Origin of the sequence: Rathayibacter sp. VKM Ac-2927, from assembly GCF_022815525.1 — a bacterium.
Classification (GTDB): Bacteria; Actinomycetota; Actinomycetes; order Actinomycetales; family Microbacteriaceae; genus Rathayibacter; species Rathayibacter festucae.
On record NZ_JALGRT010000007.1, the window covers coordinates 86,769 to 106,844 of the forward strand.

Below are 20,076 nucleotides of genomic sequence, written 5' to 3' on the forward strand. Positions count from 1 at the left end.
GCGGGCCCCGCCCGCTCCCGCGCTCCGAGCGTAGGATCGGAGCCATGACGTCCCGATTCGAGAACAGCAGCACCGACCCCCTCGAGGGAGGCGGAGGAACCGCCACCCTCGACCGCGAACTCGAGGAGCTCCTCAACCAGGAGACGATCGAGCCGGGCGACCACGAGCGCTTCTCCCACTACGTGCCGAAGGACAAGATCCTCGAGAGCGCGATGACCGGCAAGCCCGTCCGCGCCCTCTGCGGCAAGAAGTGGCTGCCGGGCCGCGACCCGGAGAAGTTCCCGGTCTGCCCCTCCTGCAAGGAGATCTACGCCCGGATGAAGTAGGGCGCGCGGCCCGGCCCCCTCGAGAGCCGGGCCCGTCCCGCTCCGGGTCCGCCCCGCTCCGGAACCGTTCCGCTCAGGCGTAGCGGGTCGGGATCACCGGGTCGCCGCGGCCGAGACGCAGCGCGTCCTGCGGCAGCTCGATCACGGCGTTCGCGCGGTGCTCGCGTGCGGCGACGACACCCGCCGCACCGAGGTGCTCCTCGCGGATCCGGCCGTCCTCGATCAGCGGCACCAGCAGTGCGCGCTCGTCCTCGCCGACCGCGCCCTCGGGCCCGGCACCGACGTGCACGACCTCCTCGACGGCGATGCCGTCCTCGGTCAGGCGCCGCCCCGCGGACTTGCGCCCGCCGATGGAGGCCTTCGCCGCTGACTTCTTGGCGACCGAGACCCACTCGCCCGCGTCGTCCTCGTGCGCGACGAGCTTGTAGACCATGCCCGCGGTGGGGTGGCCGGAGCCGGTCGCGACCGAGGTGCCCACGCCGTAGGAGTCGACGGGGGAGGCGGCCAGCGCCGCGATGCCGTACTCGTCCAGGTCGTTCGTGACGGTGATCCTGGTGCCGGTGGCGCCGAGCCCGTCCAGCTGGGCGCGGACGGCGGCGACCTGCTGGGGGAGATCGCCCGAGTCGATCCGCACGGCGCCGAGCGAGGTGCCCGCGACGCGGACGGCGAGGTCCACCGCGGCGGTGACGTCGTAGGTGTCGACGAGGAGCGTCGTGCCCGGCCCGAGCGCGGCGACCTGCGCGCGGAAGGCGTCCTCCTCGGAGTCGTGCAGCAGGGTGAACGCGTGCGCGGAGGTGCCCATCGTCGGCACGCCCCAGCTGCGGCCCGCCTCGAGGTTCGAGGTCGCGCCGAAGCCGGCGATGTGCGCGGCGCGCGCGGCGGCGACCGCCGAGCGCTCGCCGGCCCGGCGGGAGCCCATCTCGGCCAGCGGGCGGCCGTCGGCCGCGGAGACCATCCGGGCCGCGGCGCTCGCCACCGCGCTGTCGTGGTTGAGCACGCTCAGCACCAGCGTCTCGAGCAGCACGCCCTCGGCGAAGGGCGCCTCGACGATCAGCACGGGGGAGCCGGGGAGGTAGACCTCGCCCTCGCGGTAGCCCCACATGTCGCCCTGGAAGCGGTAGTCGGCCAGCCAGTCCATCGTGCGGGTGTCGACGACGCGGTTCTCCCGCAGCCAGTCGAGCTCGGCGTCGCCGAAGCGGAAGCGGGAGATCAGCTCGAGCAGGCGGCCGGTGCCGGCGAGGATCCCGTAGCGGCGGCCCGGCGGGAGGCTGCGGGCGAAGACCTCGAACATGCAGCGCCGGTCGGCGGTGCCGCTGCCGAGAGCGCCCTCGACCATCGTCAGCTCGTAGCGGTCGGTGAGGAAGGCCGTCGCGTCCATCCGACCAGTGTTCCATGCACCGTTCCCCGCACGGGGCACCCTCCCCGGGCGCGGGTAGGCTCTTCCTCCGTGACGGACGCACCCCTCGGCATCTTCGACTCCGGCGTCGGCGGACTCACCGTCGCCCGCGCCGTGATCGACCAGCTGCAGAACGAGTCGATCGTCTACCTCGGCGACACCGCGCACTCGCCCTACGGGCCCAAGCCCCTCGCCGACGTCCGCGCATACGCCCTCGACACCCTGGACACACTGGTCGACCAGGGCGCGAAGCTGCTGGTGATCGCCTGCAACACCGCCTCTGCCGCGATGATGCGGGACGCGCGCGAGCGCTACACGATCGGCCGCGGCATCCCGGTGATCGAGGTCATCCAGCCCGCCGTCCGCAGCGCCGTCCGCGACACCCGCAACCGCCGCGTCGGCGTGATCGGCACCGTCGGCACGATCCGCTCGCGCGCCTACGACGACGCCTTCGTCGCCGCACCGGACCTCGAGCTGGTCACCGCCGCCTGCCCGCGCTTCGTCGAGTTCGTCGAGGCCGGCGTCACCTGGAGCGACGAGCTGCTGGCGCTCGCCGAGGAGTACCTCGCGCCGCTGAAGCAGGCGGGCGTCGACACCCTCGTGCTCGGCTGCACGCACTACCCGCTGCTGCGCGGCGCCATCGCCTACGTGATGGGGCCCGACGTCCGGCTGGTCTCGAGCGCCGAGGAGACCGCGCTCGACGTCTACCGCACGCTCGTGGCGCACGGGCTGCAGCGCACCGCCGCCGCCCCGCCGACCTACCGCTGGGAGGAGACCGGGTCGAGCGACTTCGTCCGCCTCGCCCGGCGCTTCCTCGGCCCCGAGGTCTCGAGCGTCGACCTCGTCGAGACCGGCACGATCAACCTGCGCGAGCTCGACCGGGCCGCGCGCCGCACGACTCCAGGGAGACCCGAGTGACCGACAGCACCGCCGCCCAGCCGACCGTCAAGCGCAAGGACGGCCGCGCGCCCGACGAGCTGCGCGCGATCACCATCGAGCGCGGCTGGAGCACCCAGGCCGAGGGCTCGGCGCTGATCTCCTACGGGAACACCAGGGTGCTCTGCACCGCGTCCTTCACGAACGGCGTCCCGCGCTGGTTGCAGGGCAAGGGCAAGGGCTGGGTCACCGCGGAGTACGCGATGCTGCCCCGCGCCACCAACTCCCGGATGGACCGCGAGGCCGTCAAGGGCAAGGTCGGCGGGCGCACCCACGAGATCTCCCGGCTGATCGGCCGGAGCCTCCGCGCCGTCGTCGACACGAAGGCGCTCGGCGAGAACACGATCGTGATCGACTGCGACGTCCTCCAGGCCGACGGCGGCACCCGCACCGCGGCGATCACCGGCGCGTACGTGGCGATGGTCGACGCGATCGAGTGGGCCCGCGGCAAGAAGTACGTCGGCCAGAAGGCGCAGCCGCTGATCGACAGCCTGTCGGCGGTCTCCGTCGGCATCATCGACGGCGTCCCGATGCTCGACCTCGCGTACGTCGAGGACGTGCGCGCGGAGACCGACATGAACGTCGTCGTCACCGGCCGCGGCCTCTTCGTCGAGGTGCAGGGCACCGCCGAGGGCGCCCCCTTCGACCGCCGCGAGCTCGACGCGCTGCTCGACCTCGCGGTCGGCGGCGCGGCCGACCTGGCCCGCTTCCAGACCGAGGCGCTCGCCGCGGGGCAGGACGCGTGAGCCTCGACCTCGTCCTCGCCACCCACAACGCGGGCAAGGTCGAGGAGTTCCGGGCGATGCTGGCCGGCGCGCTGCCGGGCGTCGGCGTCCGCGCCTACGACGGACCGGAGCCGGTCGAGGACGGCGTCTCCTTCACCGAGAACGCGCTGATCAAGGCGCGGGCTGCGGCGGCGCACACCGGCCTCGTCGCGCTCGCCGACGACTCCGGCCTCTGCGTCGACGTGCTCGGCGGCTCCCCGGGCATCTTCTCGGCGCGCTGGTCGGGCCGCCCGCACGACGCGGTCGCGAACCACGAGCTGCTGCTCGCGCAGCTGGCCGACGTGAAGCCGGAGCACCGCGGCGCGCACTTCGTCTGCACGATCGCGCTGGTCGTCCCCGAGTCGGTCCTGCCCGGTGGCCGCGAGATCGTGGTCGAGGGCCGCTGGGACGGCGCCATCGCCGCCGGTCCGCGCGGCACGAACGGCCACGGCTACGACCCGGTCTTCGTCCCCGCCGACTCGGCCCTCTCGGCCGCCGAGATCGCCCCCGCCGAGAAGAACGCCCGCAGCCACCGAGCACGGGCCTTCACCGCCCTCCGAGCCGAGCTGGCGGCCCTGGCGACCACCCTCTCCTGATCGGGGGCGCAGCCTCCCGACCGCGAGATGCCACTTGTGCACGCGACACGCCGTGTCGAGCGTGCACAAGTGGCATCTCGCAGGATCGGTCAGTGCTTGCGGCGCTCGTCGTCGACGGCGGTGGGGTCGAGGACGAGGGCGCTCGCCTCCGACGCGTCGGTGTCCTTGTCGGCGGCGAGCCTGGCCTTGCGGCGCTGCTGGAAGAAGTGGAACGCGGTCGGGATGATCGCGAGGGCCACGGCGCCGATCAGGATCACGTCGATGTAGTGCGAGACGAAGTCGGCGACGGGCGGGATGAAGGCGAGCAGCCAGCCGATCAGCGTCACGCCGCTGCCCCAGATCAGGGCGCCGATGGCGTTGTACAGGCTGTACTTGCGGTAGTTCATGTGGGCGACGCCGGCGGCGATCGGCGCGAAGGTGCGGACGATCGGCACGAATCGCGCGAGGATCACGGCGAGGCCGCCGAAGCGCTCGAAGAAGGCGTTGGTGCGCTTGACGTTCTCGACGCTGAAGAGGCCCGACTCCTTTCGCTCGAAGATGCGCGGGCCGGCCTTGTGCCCGATCAGGTAGCCGACCTCGCCGCCGAGGAACGCCGAGAAGCCGACCGCGAGGCAGATCAGCCAGATCGGGACGCCCAGCCCGCCGTTCGAGGCGTTCTCGTGCGCGAGCAGACCCGTGATGATCAGCAGGGTGTCGCCCGGGAAGAGGAAGCCGATCAGCAGGCCGGTCTCGGCGAAGACGATCAGGCAGACGACCAGCACGCCCCACGGACCGAAGGAGGTGAGGATCGTCTCCGGGTCCAGCCAGGGGATCAGGGCGGCGTGGTTCAACGGTTCTCCAGTCGATCAGTGCCGTGCGGCCGGCCGACGCCGCAGCCGATCCTCGGTCTGCGGCGGCTCGACCGCGCTCACTGTACCGGCGAAACCGGGAAGACGGCCGGGGCGGCCCCCGAAGGTGGCGCGCCACGCCGGTCGCCCCGGTCGCCCCTGGTGCGGAAGGTGGGACTCGAACCCACATGCCTCTCGGCACAGGAACCTAAATCCTGCGTGTCTGCCATTCCACCACTCCCGCGTGCGCGGTCCAGTGTAGGAGGGGAGCGCGAGCAGGGGCCCGCGCGGAGACCGCCTGGCCGCCAGGTGCGCTGCGGGTCAGGTGCGCGGGCGCCGGTGCGGCAGGTACCGCGGGATCCAGCGCGAGAGCGCGGCGGCACCGGCCAGCCCGAGCACGCCCATCGCTCCCGCCGCGAACGGCAGCGAGACCGCCGCGGTCAGCGCGGATACCGCGATCGGCGCCGCGGCGTTGCCCGCGTCGCCGGTGAAGCGGAACGCCCCGAGGAAGGGCGCCGGATCCTTCGGCGGTGCGAGATCCGCCGCGATCGTCATCAGGATGCCCGAGCCGATCCCGTTCGCCACCGCGAGGACGCAGGCCACCGCGATGAACCAGGGCACCGGGTCGGCGGCGAGGAGCGTCGCCACCAGCAGCAGGTGCCCGACCCCCAGGCCGATCATCGACGGGATCGCCGTGGCGCCGCGGCCGAAGCGGTCCATCACCTGCCCGCCCGCGTAGAAGAGGGCGAAGTCGAGGGCCCCGGCGATGCCGATGATGATCGCGGTGTCGGTCTCGGCGAGGCCGAGGCTGACCGCCCAGAGCGGGAGGATCAGCGTCCGGCTCGCGCGCAGGGCGCCGATCACGGCGGCGCCGGAGCCCATCCGCGCGAGCACGCCGCGGTGCGCGCGGAGGGTGCGGACCAGGCCGGGGGAGGACTCCGGCACGGCCGCGGCCGCGGCTTCGGCAGCGGAGTCGAGCGCGGGGTCGGCGGCGGCGGAGGCGGCCGCCGCGCGGCGCAGCACCGTCGCAGGGTCCGGCACGAGCAGCAGCACGACGACCGCGGCCACGCAGCAGGCGATGTGCACCCAGAAGATCGACTCGACCGAGCCGCTGAGGTGCACGACCCCCGCGGCGAGGAACGGGCCGATCAGCCAGCCCGCGCGGAACACCCCCGCGAGCGAGGACAGCGCCCGCGCCCGGTGGCTGATCGGCACGAACGAGGTCATGAAGGCGTGCCGGGCGAGCGCGAAGACCGCCGTCGCGAGGCCGATCAGGAAGACGCCCACGGTGAGCGTCACCCACGAGGTCGAGACGAGGCAGATCACCAGGCCGAGGATCGAGGCGGCCGAGGCGCCGAGCATCGCGCCGCGCTCGCCGATCCGCGAGACGATCCAGCCGCTCGGGATGTCGCCCGCGAGCTCGCCGATCATGATCATTCCCGCGACGAGGCCGGCGATCGCCAGCGTCGCACCGAGGTCACCGGCGACGGCGGGGAGGAGCGGGATGATCGCGCCCTCGCCGACGGAGAAGAGCAGCGTCGGCAGGAAGGTCGAGAGCAGGAGGGGCCCGACGGGGAAGGGGCGCTCGGCGGTGCTGCTCACCAGCCCCATCCTAAGCGCCGCCCGGGCGGCCGCCCGCGGTGACCCCCGGCGCCCCCGGTAGTCTGGAGCCACCATGCTGGACAACGACTTCACCGAGCAGATCACTGCTCTCCGCTCCACCTTCTCCGACATCCTCGCCGTCATCGACGTCGCCGAGCTCCGCTCGAAGATCAAGGAGCTGAACGAGCAGGCGGGCGTCCCCGACCTCTGGGACGACACCGAAAACGCGCAGAAGGTGACCAGTGCGCTGAGCCACCGCCAGTCCGAGCTGGCGCGGATCACCGCGATCGAGCGGCGCCTGGACGACCTCGAGGTCCTGGTCGAGATGGCCAACGAGGCCGATGACGCCGAGTCCGAGCAGGAGGCGATCGCCGAGCTCGACGCCCTGCAGAAGACCATGGGCGAGCTCGAGGTGCAGACCCTCCTCGACGGCGAGTACGACGACCGCCCCGCCGTCATCACCATCCGCGCGGGAGCCGGCGGTGTCGACGCCTCCGACTTCGCCGAGATGCTGATGCGGATGTACCTCCGCTGGGCCGAGAAGCACAAGTACCCCGCGACCGTGATGGACGCGAGCTACGCGGAGGAGGCCGGCATCAAGTCCGCCACCTTCCAGATCGACGCGCCCTACGCCTTCGGCACCCTCTCCGTCGAGGCCGGCACCCACCGCCTCGTGCGGATGAGCCCCTTCGGCGCCGCGGGCAAGCGCCAGACGTCCTTCGCCGCGGTCGAGGTCATCCCGCTGATGGAGGAGGCCGGCGCGATCGAGATCCCGGACAACGACATCCGCGTCGACGTCTTCCGCTCCTCCGGCCCCGGCGGCCAGTCGGTCAACACGACCGACTCCGCGGTGCGCCTGACCCACCTCCCCACCGGCCTCGTCGTCTCGATGCAGAACGAGAAGAGCCAGATCCAGAACCGCGCGGCCGCCATGCGCGTGCTGCAGTCGCGCCTGCTGCTGCTGCAGAAGGAGCAGGAGGCCGCGACCAAGAAGGAGCTGGCCGGCAACATCACGGCGAGCTGGGGCGACCAGATGCGCAGCTACGTCCTCGCGCCGTACCAGATGGTCAAGGACCTCCGCACCGACCACGAGGTCGGCAACCCCTCGCACGTCTTCGACGGCGACCTCGACGGCTTCATCGCCGCGGGCATCCGCTGGCGCAAGTCCGCCTGACCCGCGGCGGCACGGCGCGAGCCGGGCCGGCCCCCTCCGCCCGGGAGCCCCACTGGAGCACGAGCGCGAGGCGGAGCCGACGTTCCGCGAACCCGGAAGGGCCTGAGCGTCGACCGGTTCTACCCTGAGAACGTCTCGATCCGAGACTCTCTCACGAAAGGTGGAACCATGTCGAAGACTCCTCTCCTGATCGCTGCCGGGGCGGGCGCCGTGCTCGCCCTCGCGGCAGCCGCTCCGGCACAGGCGGACGAGCCGATCGCCGGCCTCCCGCTGTCCTCCGAGACGTCGCTCTCCGACGCCCTCGGGGACGACGTCGCGCTGCGACTCGGAGAGACCCCCGCGAACCCGCTCGCTCCCGCCCGAGCAGCGGACGTCGTCGGGGGTGCCTCTGCGGGAGCGGTCACCGGCGCCGGGCTCCGAGTCGACGGAGCCGCGCTGTTCGACGGCACCGAGCTGTTCGCGCTGGTCCTCGAGGACGAGTGGGCGTCCCTCCCCACGGAGGGCGACCTCGCGCTGCCCTCCGAGGAGACGGGCGCCGTCGTCGCGGGCGGTTCCGTCGCGGACGCCGCTGCCGTCGTCGACGCCGCCGCTCGCGTCGTTCCGACCGGGGCGGTCGACGGCGATCCGGGAGACGCCCCCTCCGCCGATCGCCGGTGAGCACGCTTCCCCGCCGGCCCGCCGCGGAGCGGACCGGCGGGGAGACCCCCGGGGGCACTCCGGCCGAGCGCCCGGTGGGGCTCGTTCTCCTCGGGCTCGCTGCGCTCGGTGCGGCGGCGGCCGCGTTCGTCGTCGCGTCCGTCATCGGCAACCGGACAGGTGCGTTCGACGCCGTGGCGGACGAGGGGTGGCGGGTCGGCTTCGCGGTGGCGCTGGCGCTCGCCGGTCTGCTGCTGCTCGGAGCCGCCGCTCTCCTCGGGCGCGCGTGGGGTGCCGAGCGAGGGGGGAGCACAGCCCCCGTGATCGCGACGACGGCGGCCGCGGCGGCGGTCTGCCTCCTCGTCGGGCTGTCGCTCGTCAGCGTCGGGACGGAGGCGGCGACGTCGATGCCGGCTCCCGAGGCGCAGAGGGCGTCGTCGGCTCTCGCGATCGCTTTCCTCGCCTGCGCGACCGTCTCCGCCTGCTCCTTCGTCGTCGCCCTGGTGCGGCGACCCGGCGAGTCGCGAGGCGTCTGACTCCCAGGTCGTGACCGCCGAAGGGCCGGCCGCTCGGCGCGCCGGGCGGCCGGACGGGTCACTCTCCGGGATCGTCGCTTACCCTCGTACCGACATGATTCGCTTCGACAACGTCTCCAAGCAGTATCGGGGTGGCACGAGACCCGCCCTCAACGCCATCGATCTCGAGATCCTCCGGGGCGAGTTCGTCTTCCTCGTCGGCGCCTCCGGGTCCGGCAAGTCCAGCTGCCTCCGCCTGATCCTCAAGGAGGAGCGGCCCTCCTCCGGCTCGATCCACGTGCTCGGGCAGAACCTGGGCAAGATCTCGAGCCGCAAGGTCCCCTACTTCCGCCGCAACATGGGCGTGGTGTTCCAGGACTTCCGGCTCCTCCCGAACAAGTCGGTCTTCGACAACGTCGCCTTCAGCCTGCAGGTGATCGGCAAGTCGAAGGGCTACATCCAGGAGGCGGTCCCCGACACGCTCAAGATGGTGGGCCTCGCCGGCAAGGCCGCGCGCCTGCCGCACGAGCTCTCCGGCGGCGAGCAGCAGCGCGTGGCCATCGCCCGCGCCGTGGTCAACAAGCCCGCAGTCCTCCTCGCCGACGAGCCGACCGGAAACCTCGACCCGACGACCAGCGCCGGCATCATGGCGCTGCTCGAGCGGATCAACGCCGGCGGCACGACCGTGATCATGGCCACCCACGAGGCCGGCATCGTCGACCAGATGAAGCGCCGCGTCATCGAGCTCTCGGCGGGCAGCATCGTCCGCGACGAGAGCCGGGGCGGCTACGGCCAGACCGAGAGCATCACCGTCGTGCACGACGGCGTCGTGGTCGTCGCGGCCGACGACCACCCGACCACCACGTCCTCGATCGCCGTCCCCGTGATCACCGAGAGCGCCCTCGCGCCCGCCGAGGTCCCGGAGGTCGACCTGCGCCGTGCCCCGGCGCCCGCCGCCGCCGCGCCGGAGCTCCCCGAGCACGGCGCCGCGTTCGCGCGCCCGCGCCTGCAGCAGACCGCGCCGCAGCCTCGCGTCCCGGAGGGCCGCCGCTCGGCCGCCGCACCCGAGACCCACGTCGCTCCCGCGCGCCCCACCACCCAGTCGAACCCGGTCGTCCCGCCGCCGCCGCCCGCCCCGACCGAGGCGCCCGCCTCGCCGCGCGTGGTCGAGCTGCAGAGCCAGACCGGCCCGATCTACCTCCCCGCCGACACCGGGGCCCTCCCCGAGGAGTCGCTCGCGGCCCGCCTGGGGCTGCGCGCCCACGCCGGCGAGGGCGACGAGTCCGGGGACGACCAGCAGGATGTAGGACCCGTCAAGTGAGATACGCACTGATCTGGTCGGAGGTCTCGAGCGGCCTCCGGCGCAACGTCTCCATGGTCGTCTCGGTGATCCTGGTGACCTTCATCTCGCTCACCTTCGTCGGCACCGCGATCCTGCTGCAGATGCAGATCGGCCAGATGAAGAACTTCTGGTACGACAAGGCCCAGGTCGCGGTGTACATGTGCACCGCCACCTCCGGCGGCTCGAACTGCAGCGGCTCCGACGCGACGCAGGAGCAGATCGACACCGTCGAGTCGCAGCTCGCGGGCGCGACGCTCGCCCCCTACATCGACCGCTCCTACTTCGAGGATCACGACCAGGCCTACGCGAACTTCCAGGAGCAGTTCGCCGGGAACCCGGTCGCCGAGTACGTCACGCCCGACCTGCTCAACCAGACCTTCTGGATCAACCTGAAGGACCCGACGCAGTCGGACGTGCTCGTGGAGAGCCTGTCCAGCGTCTCGGGGGTCGAGAGCGTCACGGATCAGAAGCAGTACCTCGACCAGATCTTCTCGATCCTCAACGCGGCCAGCTACACGGCCATCGGCATCGCGGTGCTGATGCTCGTGGCGGCGGTGCTGCTGATCGCGACGACGATCCGATTGTCGGCGTTCTCGAGGAGACGGGAGCTGGGCATCATGCGGCTCGTGGGCGCCTCGAACCGGTTCATCCAGACCCCCTTCATCCTCGAGGGCGTGTTCGCGGCGCTGCTCGGCTCGATCCTCGCGGGGGTCGCGGTCGTGGCGATCGTGGTCTTCTTCGTGCAGGGGTTCCTCGCGTACCGGATCCCGCTGACGTCGTTCGTGGGCGTCGACGACGCGCTGATCGTGGTGCCGATCCTGATCGTGGTGGGGATCGTCCTCGCGGCGATCTCGGCCAACGTGGCGATCGCGCGGTACCTGCGGGTCTAGACCGCCCGGCGTTCTCGGCCGCGTGCGGCCGTATACTGGTGGGCTGCCCCGATCGGGGCGGCCCACCATCGCTCTCGGACCGAAGGAGCAGCCGTGCCCAGGGAACAGGGACAGAAGGTCGTCGCGACCAACCGCAAGGCGCGCCACGACTACCTCATCGAGGACACCTACGAGGCGGGACTCGTGCTCTCCGGCACGGAGGTCAAGTCGCTCCGCAACGGCCGCGCGTCACTGGTCGACGGCTACGCCTTCGTCGACGGCGGTGAGGCGTGGCTCGACGCCGTGCACATCAACGAGTGGGCCCAGGGCACCTGGACCAACCACCCGCCGCGGCGCAAGCGCAAGCTGCTGCTGCACAAGGCGCAGATCCTCAAGATCCACAACAAGGTGAAGGAGGGCGGGTACACGCTGATCCCGCTCTCGCTCTACTTCAGCGACGGCAAGGCCAAGGTCGAGCTCGCGGTCGCGAAGGGCAAGAAGGACTACGACAAGCGCCAGGTGCTCCGCGAGCGCCAGGACCGCCGCGAGGCCGACCGCGCGATGTCCACCCGCCGCCGCATGGGCGAGTAGGCCGCCCGCGCCGATGTCCCGCAAGCGGGGGAGGCGCGCGCTCCGGTCCTGAGAGACTGGAGGACGTGACCTCTCCCGACAACGCTCCCGACGCGCCGCCCACTGCCGCGGAGGAGAGGACGCGCTGGCGGGCCTTCGCGGTCGCGGTGTCGGTCGCCGCCTTCACGATCCTCGACCTGTCGAAGGTCAACGTCGGGCTGCCCTCGATCGAGAAGTCGCTCTCGGCCGATCCGAGCCAGCTGCAGCTGATCGTCGCCGGCTACGCGCTCGCCTTCGGTCTCTCGCTCGTGCCGTCCGGACGGCTCGGCGACATCAAGTCGCGGCGCCTGCTCTTCCTCGTCGGTCTCACCGCGTTCACCCTCGCCAGCCTGCTCTGCGCCGTCGCGCCGACGATCGAGCTGCTCGTCGTCGCCCGCTTCATCCAGGGCATCGCCGCAGGCATCCAGATGCCGCAGGTGCTCGGCCTGGTGCAGCAGCTGTTCACCGGGGTCGCACGGGCCCGCGCCTTCGGCGTCTTCGGCGCCGTGATCGGCCTCTCCACGGCGTTCGGGCCGACCCTGGGCGGACTGCTGATCGCGCTCGGCGGCGAGCAGGACGGCTGGCGGCTGCTGTTCTGGATGAACATCCCGCTCGGCATCGCTGCGCTGGTCTTCGCCTGGAAGCTGCTGCCGAAGGTGCAGCGCACACCGCAGGGCGACACCTCGCTCGACCCGGTCGGCCTGCTGCTGCTGGGCGTGACGATCTTCGCCTTCATGCTGCCGTTCCTGCTGACCACCGGCGCCTCGACGGACTCGCCGTTCCGCTGGCTCTGGCTGCTGCTGGCGGCTGTCGCCGCGTACGCCTTCGTGAAGTGGGAGGCGCACTACGCCGCGAAGGACCGCACCCCGGTCATCGACTTCCGGATCTTCCGCACCAGCTCGTACCGCAACGGGATCCTGGTCGCGACGTCCTACTTCGCGGCGATCCCGGCGACCTTCCTGCTGACGACGCTCTTCCTCCAGCAGGGCCTCGGCCTCGCGCCGGTGTTCGCGGGCATGGTCAGCATCCCGTTCGCGCTGACCTCGGCGGTGACCGCGTGGTACGGCGGCAAGCTCGTCCAGCGCTACGGTCGCGCCCTCGTCGTGCTGGGCATCGTGCTCGTCGTCATCGGCTTCACGCTGGTGCTGCTGGCGGCCGAGCTGCTGCCGGCCGAGACGGCCGCCTACGGGATGGGCGCGGCGATGCTCGTCGCCGGCGCGGGCGGCGGCTTCGTCGTCTCGCCGAACCAGACGCTGACGCTCGCCGAGATCTCGCCCGAGCAGGGCGGCGTCGCGGGCTCGGTCGGCCAGCTCGGGCAGCGCGTCGGCACCGCGGTCGGCACGGCCTGCGCCTCGGCCATCTTCTTCGCCACGCTCGCCAGTGAGGCGGGAATGGCCGAGGGGCTCGACCGGTACCACGACGCCTTCCGCAACGGCTACTTCGTCACCCTCGGGCTGATCGCACTCGCCCTCGTGCTCGGACTGCTCGATCTGCGCCGTCGTCGGGTCACCGCCCGCGCGACGAGGTAGACTTGCTCCTTGTAACTCCACAGTGTGCGACGACGACCCACTCCACCGGCTCAGTGTCGGCGAGTGCTCGCGGGGATGATCGGTTTCGACATTGCCTGCGAAACTGCGAGAAGCGGGTCGAGGATTCAGGGTTATCTCGTTAACGATCTCTGAAAAACACAGGTGCCGAACAGAAGCGCACCGACTTCGCTCTCGCTGCCTAAGCCAGAGTAGATAGTCCGTCAGCCCGTGGGTGCGTCCTCGCCCCGGATCCTGGCGTCATCTAGAGGACTTGCTGCGTCGTTACGCCTGAGGGCGACGCGGGACTTGCACTCGGGCTGGGCCCGTCGACCGATGCGCCAGTGGTAACGGTCGGGGCCGAGTAGAACGCTCTCACTGGCTACACCCGTAGAAGGCGCAGAATCACAGCGATGGACGGGGGTTCGATTCCCCCCATCTCCACCACCGGTCGTCGTCGCACACGTGGAGCTGCCGCTCGGAGCCGCTGCTGCTTCTCGGAGCCGCTGCTGCTCCGGGCCGTCACTCCGGACGCACGTCCAGCTGGCGGACGCGGCCGTAGAGGGTCAGCAGCGCGAGGCGCTCGTCGTCGTCGCGCTCCGCGCCGTTCTCCGGCCCCTGGAGCGTCTCGGGAGGCGTCCACGCGCGGTAGAGGTTCTCGGGCGTGACGACCGTCGCCATCGCGCCGTCCGGGTAGTTCGGGTGGGCATCGAGGGGCAGCTCGGCGAACCCGCTCGGGAGCATCCGCGCGAGTGCCTGCGTGAGCGGTGCGAGGCGCTCGGCGCGCTCGTCGTCGACGGTCAGCGTCACCGCGTTCATCGCCGCGAGAGCGGCAGCCAGGTGCTCGACGGCATGGTCGTCCGCGCACTCCTCCGTGACCAGGAGGGCGACGACGCCGCGGGGCTTCAGCCAGCCCAGCACGGCATCCTCCGCGCCGCCGTGCACCGAAACGACCCGGTCCGAGGTCAGCGCGTAGTCGTGGAGGAGCCGGGACCAGCGCCGGACGGAGTCCTCGGTCGAGTCGGCCAGCGTCTCCGCTGCGGAGAGCAGCGCGCACTGCCGCTGCAGCCGGGTGAAGAGGCTGTCCGCCGGCCGGAACTCGTGCTCCGCCGTCGCCGAGCGCTCCGGCTCCGCGCTCTCCGGAACGTCTCCTGCGTGCTCGTGCATCTTCGACTCCTGCAGCGCTTCGCGGCACCCCCGAGCCGTTCGCCGATCGTGTGTGATCGTCCTCCCACAGTGCGCGTGCGCCGCGAACCTGTCAATCGAGGCGCGGAGGGGATTGACCCGGACGGCGGGCGTCCGGGCTGAGCGTCAGCGCGCGGCGCCGAAGAGGCTGCCCGTGGTCTCGCCGGTCGCCGGGTCGAAGACGGCGCAGAGCACGGCGCGGTCGCTGTGGCGCCAGCTGACCTCGGACGGGACGAAGCTGCGGTACTCGAGGGCGGAGTCGCCGTAGGCGATGCTCATCACCGCGCCGAACTCGGGCTCGCAGCCGGCGTCCGCCTGGGCCAGCAGGGTGTTGCGGCTGGTGTAGTCGTCGCCGGGCTGCGCGAAGACGTGGAAGACCTCGAGGTCGTGGCTGTCCGCGCAGGGGACGGCCTCGAAGTCGGCGACGCGGTCGTCGTCCGGCTCCCGGAGGCAGTCGCCCTTCGCCACCGAGAAGGCGTCGACGACGCCCGCGGTGGTGATCGTGCCGCTCTCGTCACGGAGTGCCGCCGGATCGTCGGAGCCGACGACGGACGAGCACGCCGCGAGCGGGAGCACGGCGGTGAGGAGTGCCGCCGCGAGGAGCGCCGAGCGCCGGCTCATCGGCGGGCGGCGATCGTGAGCACCTCGTCGTGCAGGAGGCCGTTGGTCGCGACGGCGCTGCCGTGCCAGGGGCCGTCCTCGCCGTCGGCGGAGGTGAAGCGGCCGCCCGCCTCCTGGACGATCGGGATCAGGGCGGCGAGGTCGTAGGGCTTCACGTCGAACTCGCCCGCGCCGTCGATGAGGCCCTCGGCGACCAGCATGTAGGGCCAGGCGTCGCCGTAGGCCCGGTCGCGCCAGACCGTGCGCGCGAGCTCCAGCAGCTGCTCGAGCCGGCCGGCGCCGTCCCACTGCTGGATGCTGTTGTAGCTGAAGGTGGCGTCGGCGAGGGACGCGACGCCGGAGACCTGGAGCCGGCGCGGCTCCTCGGCGGCGGGGGCGACCAGGACGCCGCGCAGGTCGTCCGGCAGGTCGAGGCTGCCCAGAGGAGCGCGGATCTCGTCCACCCAGGCGCCGGCGCCCCTGGACGCCCACCAGCGCTTGCCAAGGGCGGGGGCGGAGACGACGCCGACCACCGGGACGCCGTCGATCGCCAGCGCGATCAGGGTCGCCCAGATCGGGACGCCGCGGACGAAGTGCGCCGTGCCGTCGATCGGGTCGAGGATCCACTGGCGCGAGGCCTCGCCGGAGGTGCCGAACTCCTCGCCGAGGATCGCGTCGTCGGGGCGCTCGGCGGCGAGGAGCGCGCGGATCGCCTCCTCGACGGCGCGGTCCGCGTCCGAGACGGGCGTGCTGTCGGGCTTGGTGTCCACGACGAGGTCGAGGGCGAGGAAGCGCTCGCGCGAGATCGCGTCGGCGGCGTCGGCGAGGCGGAGGGCGAGGCGGAGGTCGTCGTCGAGGGTCACGCGTCCACGATACTGAGCGCCCTCGTCGGAGGGGTGCACTGCATGCTGGTCGAGTAGCGCGCAGCGCGTATCGAGACCCGACCTCTGCAGGATGGTGGATCTCGATACGCCCGCTGCGCGGGCTGCTCGATCAGCATGACCGGGCGCCGCTGAACGCGGTGATGCGCGAGAGCCCAACCCGCTCCGCCGTGTCGATTTGACGAAACGGGGGTGGGCGCTGGTAATGTGATCCCTCGGTTCGGCACGCACGATTCGCCGGTCGCCACGCACCTCTAGCTCAATCGGCAGAGCAACTGACTCTTAATCAGTGGGTTCTCGGTTCAAGTCCGAGGGGGTGCACCACATAGAGACGCCCGCCACTCCGGCGGGCGTTTCGTCGTTTCCGGAGCGTCCGACGTCGTCGCGCTCCGCCTGGGCATCCCCGCAACGTGCGGCGTCGCCCCGTGCGCTTCCCGCCGTGTCCGTGGGAGGCTGCCCTCTTCGTCCGATCCGCTCGATGGTGCGCGCCCCTTCCCCCACCCGAAAGGACCGCCGTGCCAGAAGACGCTCTGCAAGAAGTCGGCTCCATCGCCCTCGCCGTGCTGATCGCGGTCGTGATCGCCGTCGTCGTGACCGCGGTCGTGGCGCTGATCATCCGCTCGATCGGCAAGCGCAAGACGTGGGCCCGGCTGCTGATCCGCCGGGTGCGCATCCCGTTCCGCGTGCTGCTGCTCACGATCGCCGTGTGGGCCGCGCTCGCCGCCACCGTCTCCGGTGACACCTGGCCGGGGCTCGTCGACCGGATCTTCCAGATCGCCACGATCGGCGCCGCCGCCTGGCTGGTCGGCGCGACCTTCGTCTTCCTCGAGGACCTCGGCGCCGAGCGCTACCGCACCGACACCGCCGACAACAGGCGGGCCCGCCGCCTGCGCACCCAGATGACGATCATCCGGCGGGTGGCCGTCGCGGCCGTCGTCGTGATCGCGATCGGCGCCTCGCTGCTGACCTTCCCCGAGGCGCGGACCGCCGGGGCGTCCCTGCTGGCCTCGGCCGGTGTGCTCTCGATCGTCGCCGGTCTCGCCGCGCAGTCGAGCCTGACCAACATCTTCGCGGGGATGCAGCTCGCCTTCAGCGACGCGATCCGCCTGGACGACGTGGTCATCGTCGAGAACGAGTGGGGCCGGATCGAGGAGATCACCCTGACCTACGTGGTCGTCCACCTCTGGGACGACCGCCGCCTGGTGCTGCCGACCAACTACTTCACCACCCAGCCGTTCCAGAACTGGACCCGCACCGGCTCCGAGCTGCTCGGCGCCGTCGAGCTCGACCTGGACTGGCGCGTGCGCCCCGACGAGATGCGCACCGAGCTGCACCGGATCCTCGAGGAGACCGATCTCTGGGACCAGCGGGTCAGCGTCCTGCAGGTCACCGACGCGGTCGGCGGCTACGTCCGCATCCGCGTGCTCGTCACCGCGAAGGACGCTCCGACGCTCTTCGACCTGCGCTGCTACGTCCGCGAGGGGCTGGTGACCTGGCTGCACGAGAGCGACCCGATCGCCCTGCCGCGCCAGCGCGTCGAGATGCAGCACGAGGAGGCGGGCACCGCCCCCGCACCGCGCACCCGAGCGAAGTCGGCGCCGGACAACCTGTTCTCGGGCGACCAGCAGTCCAACGAGCGCGGCGCGCTCTTCACCGGGCTGATCGACCTGCGCGAGACGCCGGACCGGGACGGCCGCCGGCACGACTGACCGCCACGGCGGGCGGGACCGGGCCTAGCCGCGCTCGTCCGCGAAGGCGAGCAGCGCCTCGGCGATCTGCACGTCGGCCTCCTCGTGGCTGATCGTGGCGGTGCCGTCGCCCGGCTGCGGGCCGTACCAGCCGAAGTCGGCGTGGTTCGACCCGTCGATCTCGACGAAGCGCGCGTCGGCGGGCAGCTGGTCGCTCGCCGCGGCGACCTTCGCCGGGGTGCTCAGGCCGTCCTCCGAGCCGCTCACGCTCAGCACCGGCAGTCCCGACGCGGAGAGGTCGTTCGCGCAGTAGCTGCCGAAGAGCACGAGGCCCGCGACCTCGGGGTCCTCGCCCCACTGGCAGGCCTTCACGCCGCCCAGGGAGTGGCCGCCGACCAGCCACTCGTCGACGCCGTCGGCCTGCGCCGTGAAGCTCTCGAGCGAGCGCAGGTCGAAGAAGGCCAGGTTGAGGATCGGCCGGGTGATCACCACGCTCGCACCCTCCTCGACGAGCGGCGCGAGGGTCGCCTCGTAGGAGGCCGCGTCGACCTTGGCGCCGGGGACGAAGACGAGGCCGACGCCGTCGAGGTCGGTGCCCGCGTCGTCCGTCGGGGTGAGCACGATCGCGGTGTCGGTGCGCTCGACGGAGACCGCGGGGTCCGCGTCGACGCGGGCGAGCGCCTCCGGATCGGGGCCCATCACGATCGAGGACCAGGTCAGGAAGCCGAGGACGGCGACGGCGACGAGGGCGCCGATGCTCACGAGGACGATCCGCAGCGGGCGGCGCCGGCGCGGCGCCGCTCTGCGCGCGCTCATCGGTGCCGCGCGATCGCGTCGGCGGCCTGGACGAGCGCGAGGTGCGAGAGCGCCTGCGGAGTGTTGCCCGCGTGGCGCCGGTTCTCGACGTCGTACTCCTCCGAGAGCAGGCCGACGTCGTTGCAGAGCCCGACCAGGCGCTCCATCAGGGCGCGGGCGTCGTCGAGGCGGCCGGAGTCGGCGTACTGCCGCACCAGCCAGAACGAGCAGGCCAGGAACGGGTGCTCCCCGCCCGCCAGGCCGTCGACCGAGGACTCCGTGCGGTAGCGGTGCAGCAGGCCGTCGTGCATCAGCGCCCGCTCGAGCTCGGCGACCGTGCCGAGCATCCGCGGGTCGTCGGCGGCGACGAAGCCGACCATCGGCAGCACGAGCAGCGAGGCGTCCACCTCGGTGGAGCCGTAGGACTGCACGTAGTGGCCGCGCTCGGAGTCGAAGCCCTGCTCCTCGATCTCGGCGCGGACGGTGTCGCGCAGCCGCTCCCAGGTCTCGACCGGGCCGTCGAGCCCGTGCTCGCGGACGGCGCGGACGCCGCGGTCCAGCGCCGCCCAGACCATCACCCGGGAGTGGGTGAAGTGCCTCGGCTCGCCGCGGATCTCCCAGATGCCGTTGTCGGGCCGCTGCCAGTTGCTCTCGACGAAGCCGAGCAGCGCGCGCTGCAGCGGCCAGGAGAACTCGTTCTCGTCCACTCCGGCCACTCGCGCCTCGTGCAGCGCCACCATCACCTCGCCGATCACGTCGGCCTGGTACTGGTCGACCGCCGCATTGCCGATCCGGACGGGGGAGGCGCCGTCGTAGCCGGGCAGGCTCGGCATCTCCCGCTCGGTCAGGTCGCGCTCGCCGGCCAGGCCGTACATGATCTGCACGTCCTCCGGCGCGCCGGCGACCGCCCGGAGCAGCCAGGCGCGCCACTTCTGCGCCTCCTTCTCGAAGCCGTGCGCGAGCAGGGCCTCGAGGGTGAGGGACGCGTCGCGGAGCCAGACGTAGCGGTAGTCCCAGTTGCGGCTGCCGCCGAACTCCTCGGGGAGGGAGGTGGTCGCGGCGGCGACGATGCCGCCGGTCTGGTCGTCGGTGAGGGCGCGCAGCGTGAGCAGCGAGCGGACCACGGCCTCGCGGTGCGGGCCGTCGTAGCGGATCGCGCCGGCCCAGTCCGTCCACCAGCGGACCGTGCGCTCGATCGCCTTGTCGACGTCGAGCACCTTCGGGGCGCGCTGGTGCGAGGGGAACCAGGCCATCGAGAGGTCGACCGTCTCGCCGGGCGCGACGTCGAACTCGGCGGAGTGCACGTGGTCGGTCGCCGAGAGGCGCACGCCGCGGACGACGACCGCGTCGGGGCCGGCCACGGCGACCAGCAGCGGATCCTCGTCCGTCCCCTCCTGGCGCACCCACGGCATCGTGCGGGCGTAGTCGAACCGGATCCGCAGCTCCTGGCGCATCCGCACCGAGCCGGAGACGCCCTTCACGCGGCGGACCAGCTCGGCGCGGTCGTCGCGCAGCGGCATCACGTCGGTGACCTCGACGACGCCGGTCGCGGTGGTCCAGGTGGTGACGAGGGCGAGGGTGTCGCCGAGGTAGTGCCGCTCGACGGTCGCCTCCGCGTCCACCGGCCGGAGCGACCAGCGGCCCTGGTCGTCACCGCCGAGGAGCGCGCCGAAGATCGAGGCGGAGTCGAAGCGGGGGAGACAGAGCCAGTCGATTCCTCCGTCGCGGGAGACGAGAGCGGCGGTGCGGCAGTCGGAGAGGACGGCGTAGTCCTCGATCGGGGAGACCATGGGCTGATCCTGGCAGCAG

Annotated in this window: 20 protein-coding genes, 2 tRNA genes and 1 other RNA gene; 14 read left to right on the plus strand and 9 right to left on the minus strand. The window is 72.1% G+C overall.

Features of this window, described 5'->3' with window-relative positions:
* Positions 1-44: 44 nt before the first annotated feature.
* Positions 45-326 (plus strand): DUF3039 domain-containing protein, encoded by a 282-nt coding sequence (locus tag MT353_RS18300; protein ID WP_123448008.1) that lies wholly within the window; start codon positions 45-47, stop codon positions 324-326.
* 73 nt (positions 327-399) lie between these two features.
* On the opposite strand, the gene MT353_RS18305 is transcribed toward MT353_RS18300, so the two are convergent.
* Positions 400-1,704, minus strand: coding sequence for a nicotinate phosphoribosyltransferase (locus tag MT353_RS18305; RefSeq protein WP_243625536.1), 1,305 nt, complete (start codon positions 1,702-1,704; stop codon positions 400-402).
* Positions 1,705-1,773: 69 nt separating this feature from the next.
* Between MT353_RS18305 and murI the strand changes: the two genes are divergently transcribed.
* Genes murI through rdgB form a run of 3 tightly spaced genes read left to right on the plus strand, consistent with a single transcriptional unit; the run spans position 1,774 to position 4,018 of the window.
* The gene (murI, locus tag MT353_RS18310) at positions 1,774-2,640 is read left to right on the plus strand and encodes a glutamate racemase (RefSeq protein ID WP_132438493.1); all 867 of its coding nucleotides are present in this window, start codon (positions 1,774-1,776) and stop codon (positions 2,638-2,640) included.
* Positions 2,637-3,404: a ribonuclease PH gene (rph, locus tag MT353_RS18315; RefSeq protein WP_243598560.1), complete on the plus strand. Its 768-nt coding sequence runs from the start codon at positions 2,637-2,639 to the stop codon at positions 3,402-3,404. The genes murI and rph overlap by 4 nt, the downstream gene beginning before the upstream one ends.
* The gene (rdgB, locus tag MT353_RS18320; RefSeq protein WP_308197538.1) at positions 3,401-4,018 is read left to right on the plus strand and encodes an RdgB/HAM1 family non-canonical purine NTP pyrophosphatase; all 618 of its coding nucleotides are present in this window, start codon (positions 3,401-3,403) and stop codon (positions 4,016-4,018) included. The genes rph and rdgB overlap by 4 nt, the downstream gene beginning before the upstream one ends.
* 89 nt (positions 4,019-4,107) lie before the next feature.
* On the opposite strand, the gene MT353_RS18325 is transcribed toward rdgB, so the two are convergent.
* The 3 genes from MT353_RS18325 to MT353_RS18335 all read right to left on the minus strand — a co-directional run bounded on the left by MT353_RS18325 (position 4,108) and on the right by MT353_RS18335 (position 6,447).
* Entirely contained in the window at positions 4,108-4,848 is a 741-nt protein-coding gene (locus MT353_RS18325) for a DedA family protein (RefSeq protein ID WP_123737287.1), read from the minus strand.
* Positions 4,849-5,005: 157 nt separating this feature from the next.
* Positions 5,006-5,089: transfer RNA gene (locus MT353_RS18330), tRNA-Leu, on the minus strand.
* Between the two features lie 77 nt (positions 5,090-5,166).
* Positions 5,167-6,447: an MFS transporter gene (locus MT353_RS18335; RefSeq protein WP_243625537.1), complete on the minus strand. Its 1,281-nt coding sequence runs from the start codon at positions 6,445-6,447 to the stop codon at positions 5,167-5,169.
* A gap of 73 nt (positions 6,448-6,520) precedes the next feature.
* Between MT353_RS18335 and prfB the strand changes: the two genes are divergently transcribed.
* From prfB to ssrA, 8 genes are all read left to right on the plus strand, one after another.
* A complete protein-coding gene (prfB, locus tag MT353_RS18340; protein WP_243625538.1) occupies positions 6,521-7,621 on the plus strand; it encodes a peptide chain release factor 2 in 1,101 nt (366 codons plus the stop codon).
* Positions 7,622-7,789: 168 nt separating this feature from the next.
* Positions 7,790-8,278 (plus strand): hypothetical protein, encoded by a 489-nt coding sequence (locus tag MT353_RS18345; protein WP_243625539.1) that lies wholly within the window; start codon positions 7,790-7,792, stop codon positions 8,276-8,278.
* Positions 8,275-8,793 carry a hypothetical protein gene (locus tag MT353_RS18350; RefSeq protein ID WP_243625540.1) on the plus strand — a complete coding sequence of 173 codons (519 nt, stop codon included), beginning with the start codon at positions 8,275-8,277 and terminating at the stop codon, positions 8,791-8,793. Before MT353_RS18345 ends, MT353_RS18350 begins: the two co-directional genes overlap by 4 nt.
* A gap of 94 nt (positions 8,794-8,887) precedes the next feature.
* Positions 8,888-10,093 carry a cell division ATP-binding protein FtsE gene (gene ftsE / locus MT353_RS18355; RefSeq protein WP_123737282.1) on the plus strand — a complete coding sequence of 402 codons (1,206 nt, stop codon included), beginning with the start codon at positions 8,888-8,890 and terminating at the stop codon, positions 10,091-10,093.
* Entirely contained in the window at positions 10,090-11,004 is a 915-nt protein-coding gene (gene ftsX / locus MT353_RS18360) for a permease-like cell division protein FtsX (RefSeq protein ID WP_123737281.1), read from the plus strand. Before ftsE ends, ftsX begins: the two co-directional genes overlap by 4 nt.
* A gap of 93 nt (positions 11,005-11,097) precedes the next feature.
* Complete coding sequence (gene smpB / locus MT353_RS18365; protein WP_123447996.1) at positions 11,098-11,574, plus strand: SsrA-binding protein SmpB; 477 nt, start codon at positions 11,098-11,100, stop codon at positions 11,572-11,574.
* A gap of 65 nt (positions 11,575-11,639) precedes the next feature.
* Entirely contained in the window at positions 11,640-13,121 is a 1,482-nt protein-coding gene (locus MT353_RS18370; protein ID WP_243625541.1) for an MFS transporter, read from the plus strand.
* A 71-nt stretch (positions 13,122-13,192) separates the two neighbouring features.
* Positions 13,193-13,565, plus strand: a transfer-messenger RNA (tmRNA) gene (gene ssrA, locus MT353_RS18375).
* Between the two features lie 75 nt (positions 13,566-13,640).
* Here the strand turns inward: ssrA and MT353_RS18380 are convergent.
* The 3 genes from MT353_RS18380 to MT353_RS18390 all read right to left on the minus strand — a co-directional run bounded on the left by MT353_RS18380 (position 13,641) and on the right by MT353_RS18390 (position 15,766).
* Positions 13,641-14,285 carry a hypothetical protein gene (locus tag MT353_RS18380; RefSeq protein ID WP_243598566.1) on the minus strand — a complete coding sequence of 215 codons (645 nt, stop codon included), beginning with the start codon at positions 14,283-14,285 and terminating at the stop codon, positions 13,641-13,643.
* A 144-nt stretch (positions 14,286-14,429) separates the two neighbouring features.
* On the minus strand, positions 14,430-14,924 hold the full coding sequence (locus tag MT353_RS18385) for a septum formation family protein (protein ID WP_243625542.1): 495 nt from the start codon (positions 14,922-14,924) through the stop codon (positions 14,430-14,432).
* On the minus strand, positions 14,921-15,766 hold the full coding sequence (locus MT353_RS18390; RefSeq protein WP_243625543.1) for an inositol monophosphatase family protein: 846 nt from the start codon (positions 15,764-15,766) through the stop codon (positions 14,921-14,923). The genes MT353_RS18385 and MT353_RS18390 overlap by 4 nt, the downstream gene beginning before the upstream one ends.
* Positions 15,767-16,032: 266 nt before the next feature.
* Here MT353_RS18390 and MT353_RS18395 point away from each other — a divergent pair.
* A tRNA-Lys gene (locus MT353_RS18395) sits at positions 16,033-16,108 on the plus strand.
* Between the two features lie 191 nt (positions 16,109-16,299).
* The gene (locus MT353_RS18400; protein ID WP_243598569.1) at positions 16,300-17,493 is read left to right on the plus strand and encodes a mechanosensitive ion channel family protein; all 1,194 of its coding nucleotides are present in this window, start codon (positions 16,300-16,302) and stop codon (positions 17,491-17,493) included.
* 24 nt (positions 17,494-17,517) lie between these two features.
* On the opposite strand, the gene MT353_RS18405 is transcribed toward MT353_RS18400, so the two are convergent.
* Positions 17,518-18,288: an alpha/beta hydrolase gene (locus tag MT353_RS18405; protein WP_243598570.1), complete on the minus strand. Its 771-nt coding sequence runs from the start codon at positions 18,286-18,288 to the stop codon at positions 17,518-17,520.
* Complete coding sequence (locus tag MT353_RS18410; protein ID WP_243598571.1) at positions 18,285-20,057, minus strand: glycoside hydrolase family 15 protein; 1,773 nt, start codon at positions 20,055-20,057, stop codon at positions 18,285-18,287. Before MT353_RS18410 ends, MT353_RS18405 begins: the two co-directional genes overlap by 4 nt.
* Between the last annotated feature and the right edge of the window lie 19 nt (positions 20,058-20,076).

Excerpts from the sequence above, each read along its gene's own strand:
- MT353_RS18300 (WP_123448008.1), top strand. The coding sequence starts at position 45 with ATGACGTCCCGATTCGAGAACAGCAGCACCGACCCCCTCGAGGGAGGC.
- MT353_RS18305 (WP_243625536.1), bottom strand. The coding sequence starts at position 1,704 with ATGGACGCGACGGCCTTCCTCACCGACCGCTACGAGCTGACGATGGTC.
- prfB (WP_243625538.1), top strand. The coding sequence starts at position 6,521 with ATGCTGGACAACGACTTCACCGAGCAGATCACTGCTCTCCGCTCCACC.
- MT353_RS18345 (WP_243625539.1), top strand. The coding sequence starts at position 7,790 with ATGTCGAAGACTCCTCTCCTGATCGCTGCCGGGGCGGGCGCCGTGCTC.
- ftsE (WP_123737282.1), top strand. The coding sequence starts at position 8,888 with ATGATTCGCTTCGACAACGTCTCCAAGCAGTATCGGGGTGGCACGAGA.
- MT353_RS18380 (WP_243598566.1), bottom strand. The coding sequence starts at position 14,285 with ATGCACGAGCACGCAGGAGACGTTCCGGAGAGCGCGGAGCCGGAGCGC.
- MT353_RS18385 (WP_243625542.1), bottom strand. The coding sequence starts at position 14,924 with ATGAGCCGGCGCTCGGCGCTCCTCGCGGCGGCACTCCTCACCGCCGTG.
- MT353_RS18405 (WP_243598570.1), bottom strand. The coding sequence starts at position 18,288 with ATGAGCGCGCGCAGAGCGGCGCCGCGCCGGCGCCGCCCGCTGCGGATC.
- MT353_RS18410 (WP_243598571.1), bottom strand. The coding sequence starts at position 20,057 with ATGGTCTCCCCGATCGAGGACTACGCCGTCCTCTCCGACTGCCGCACC.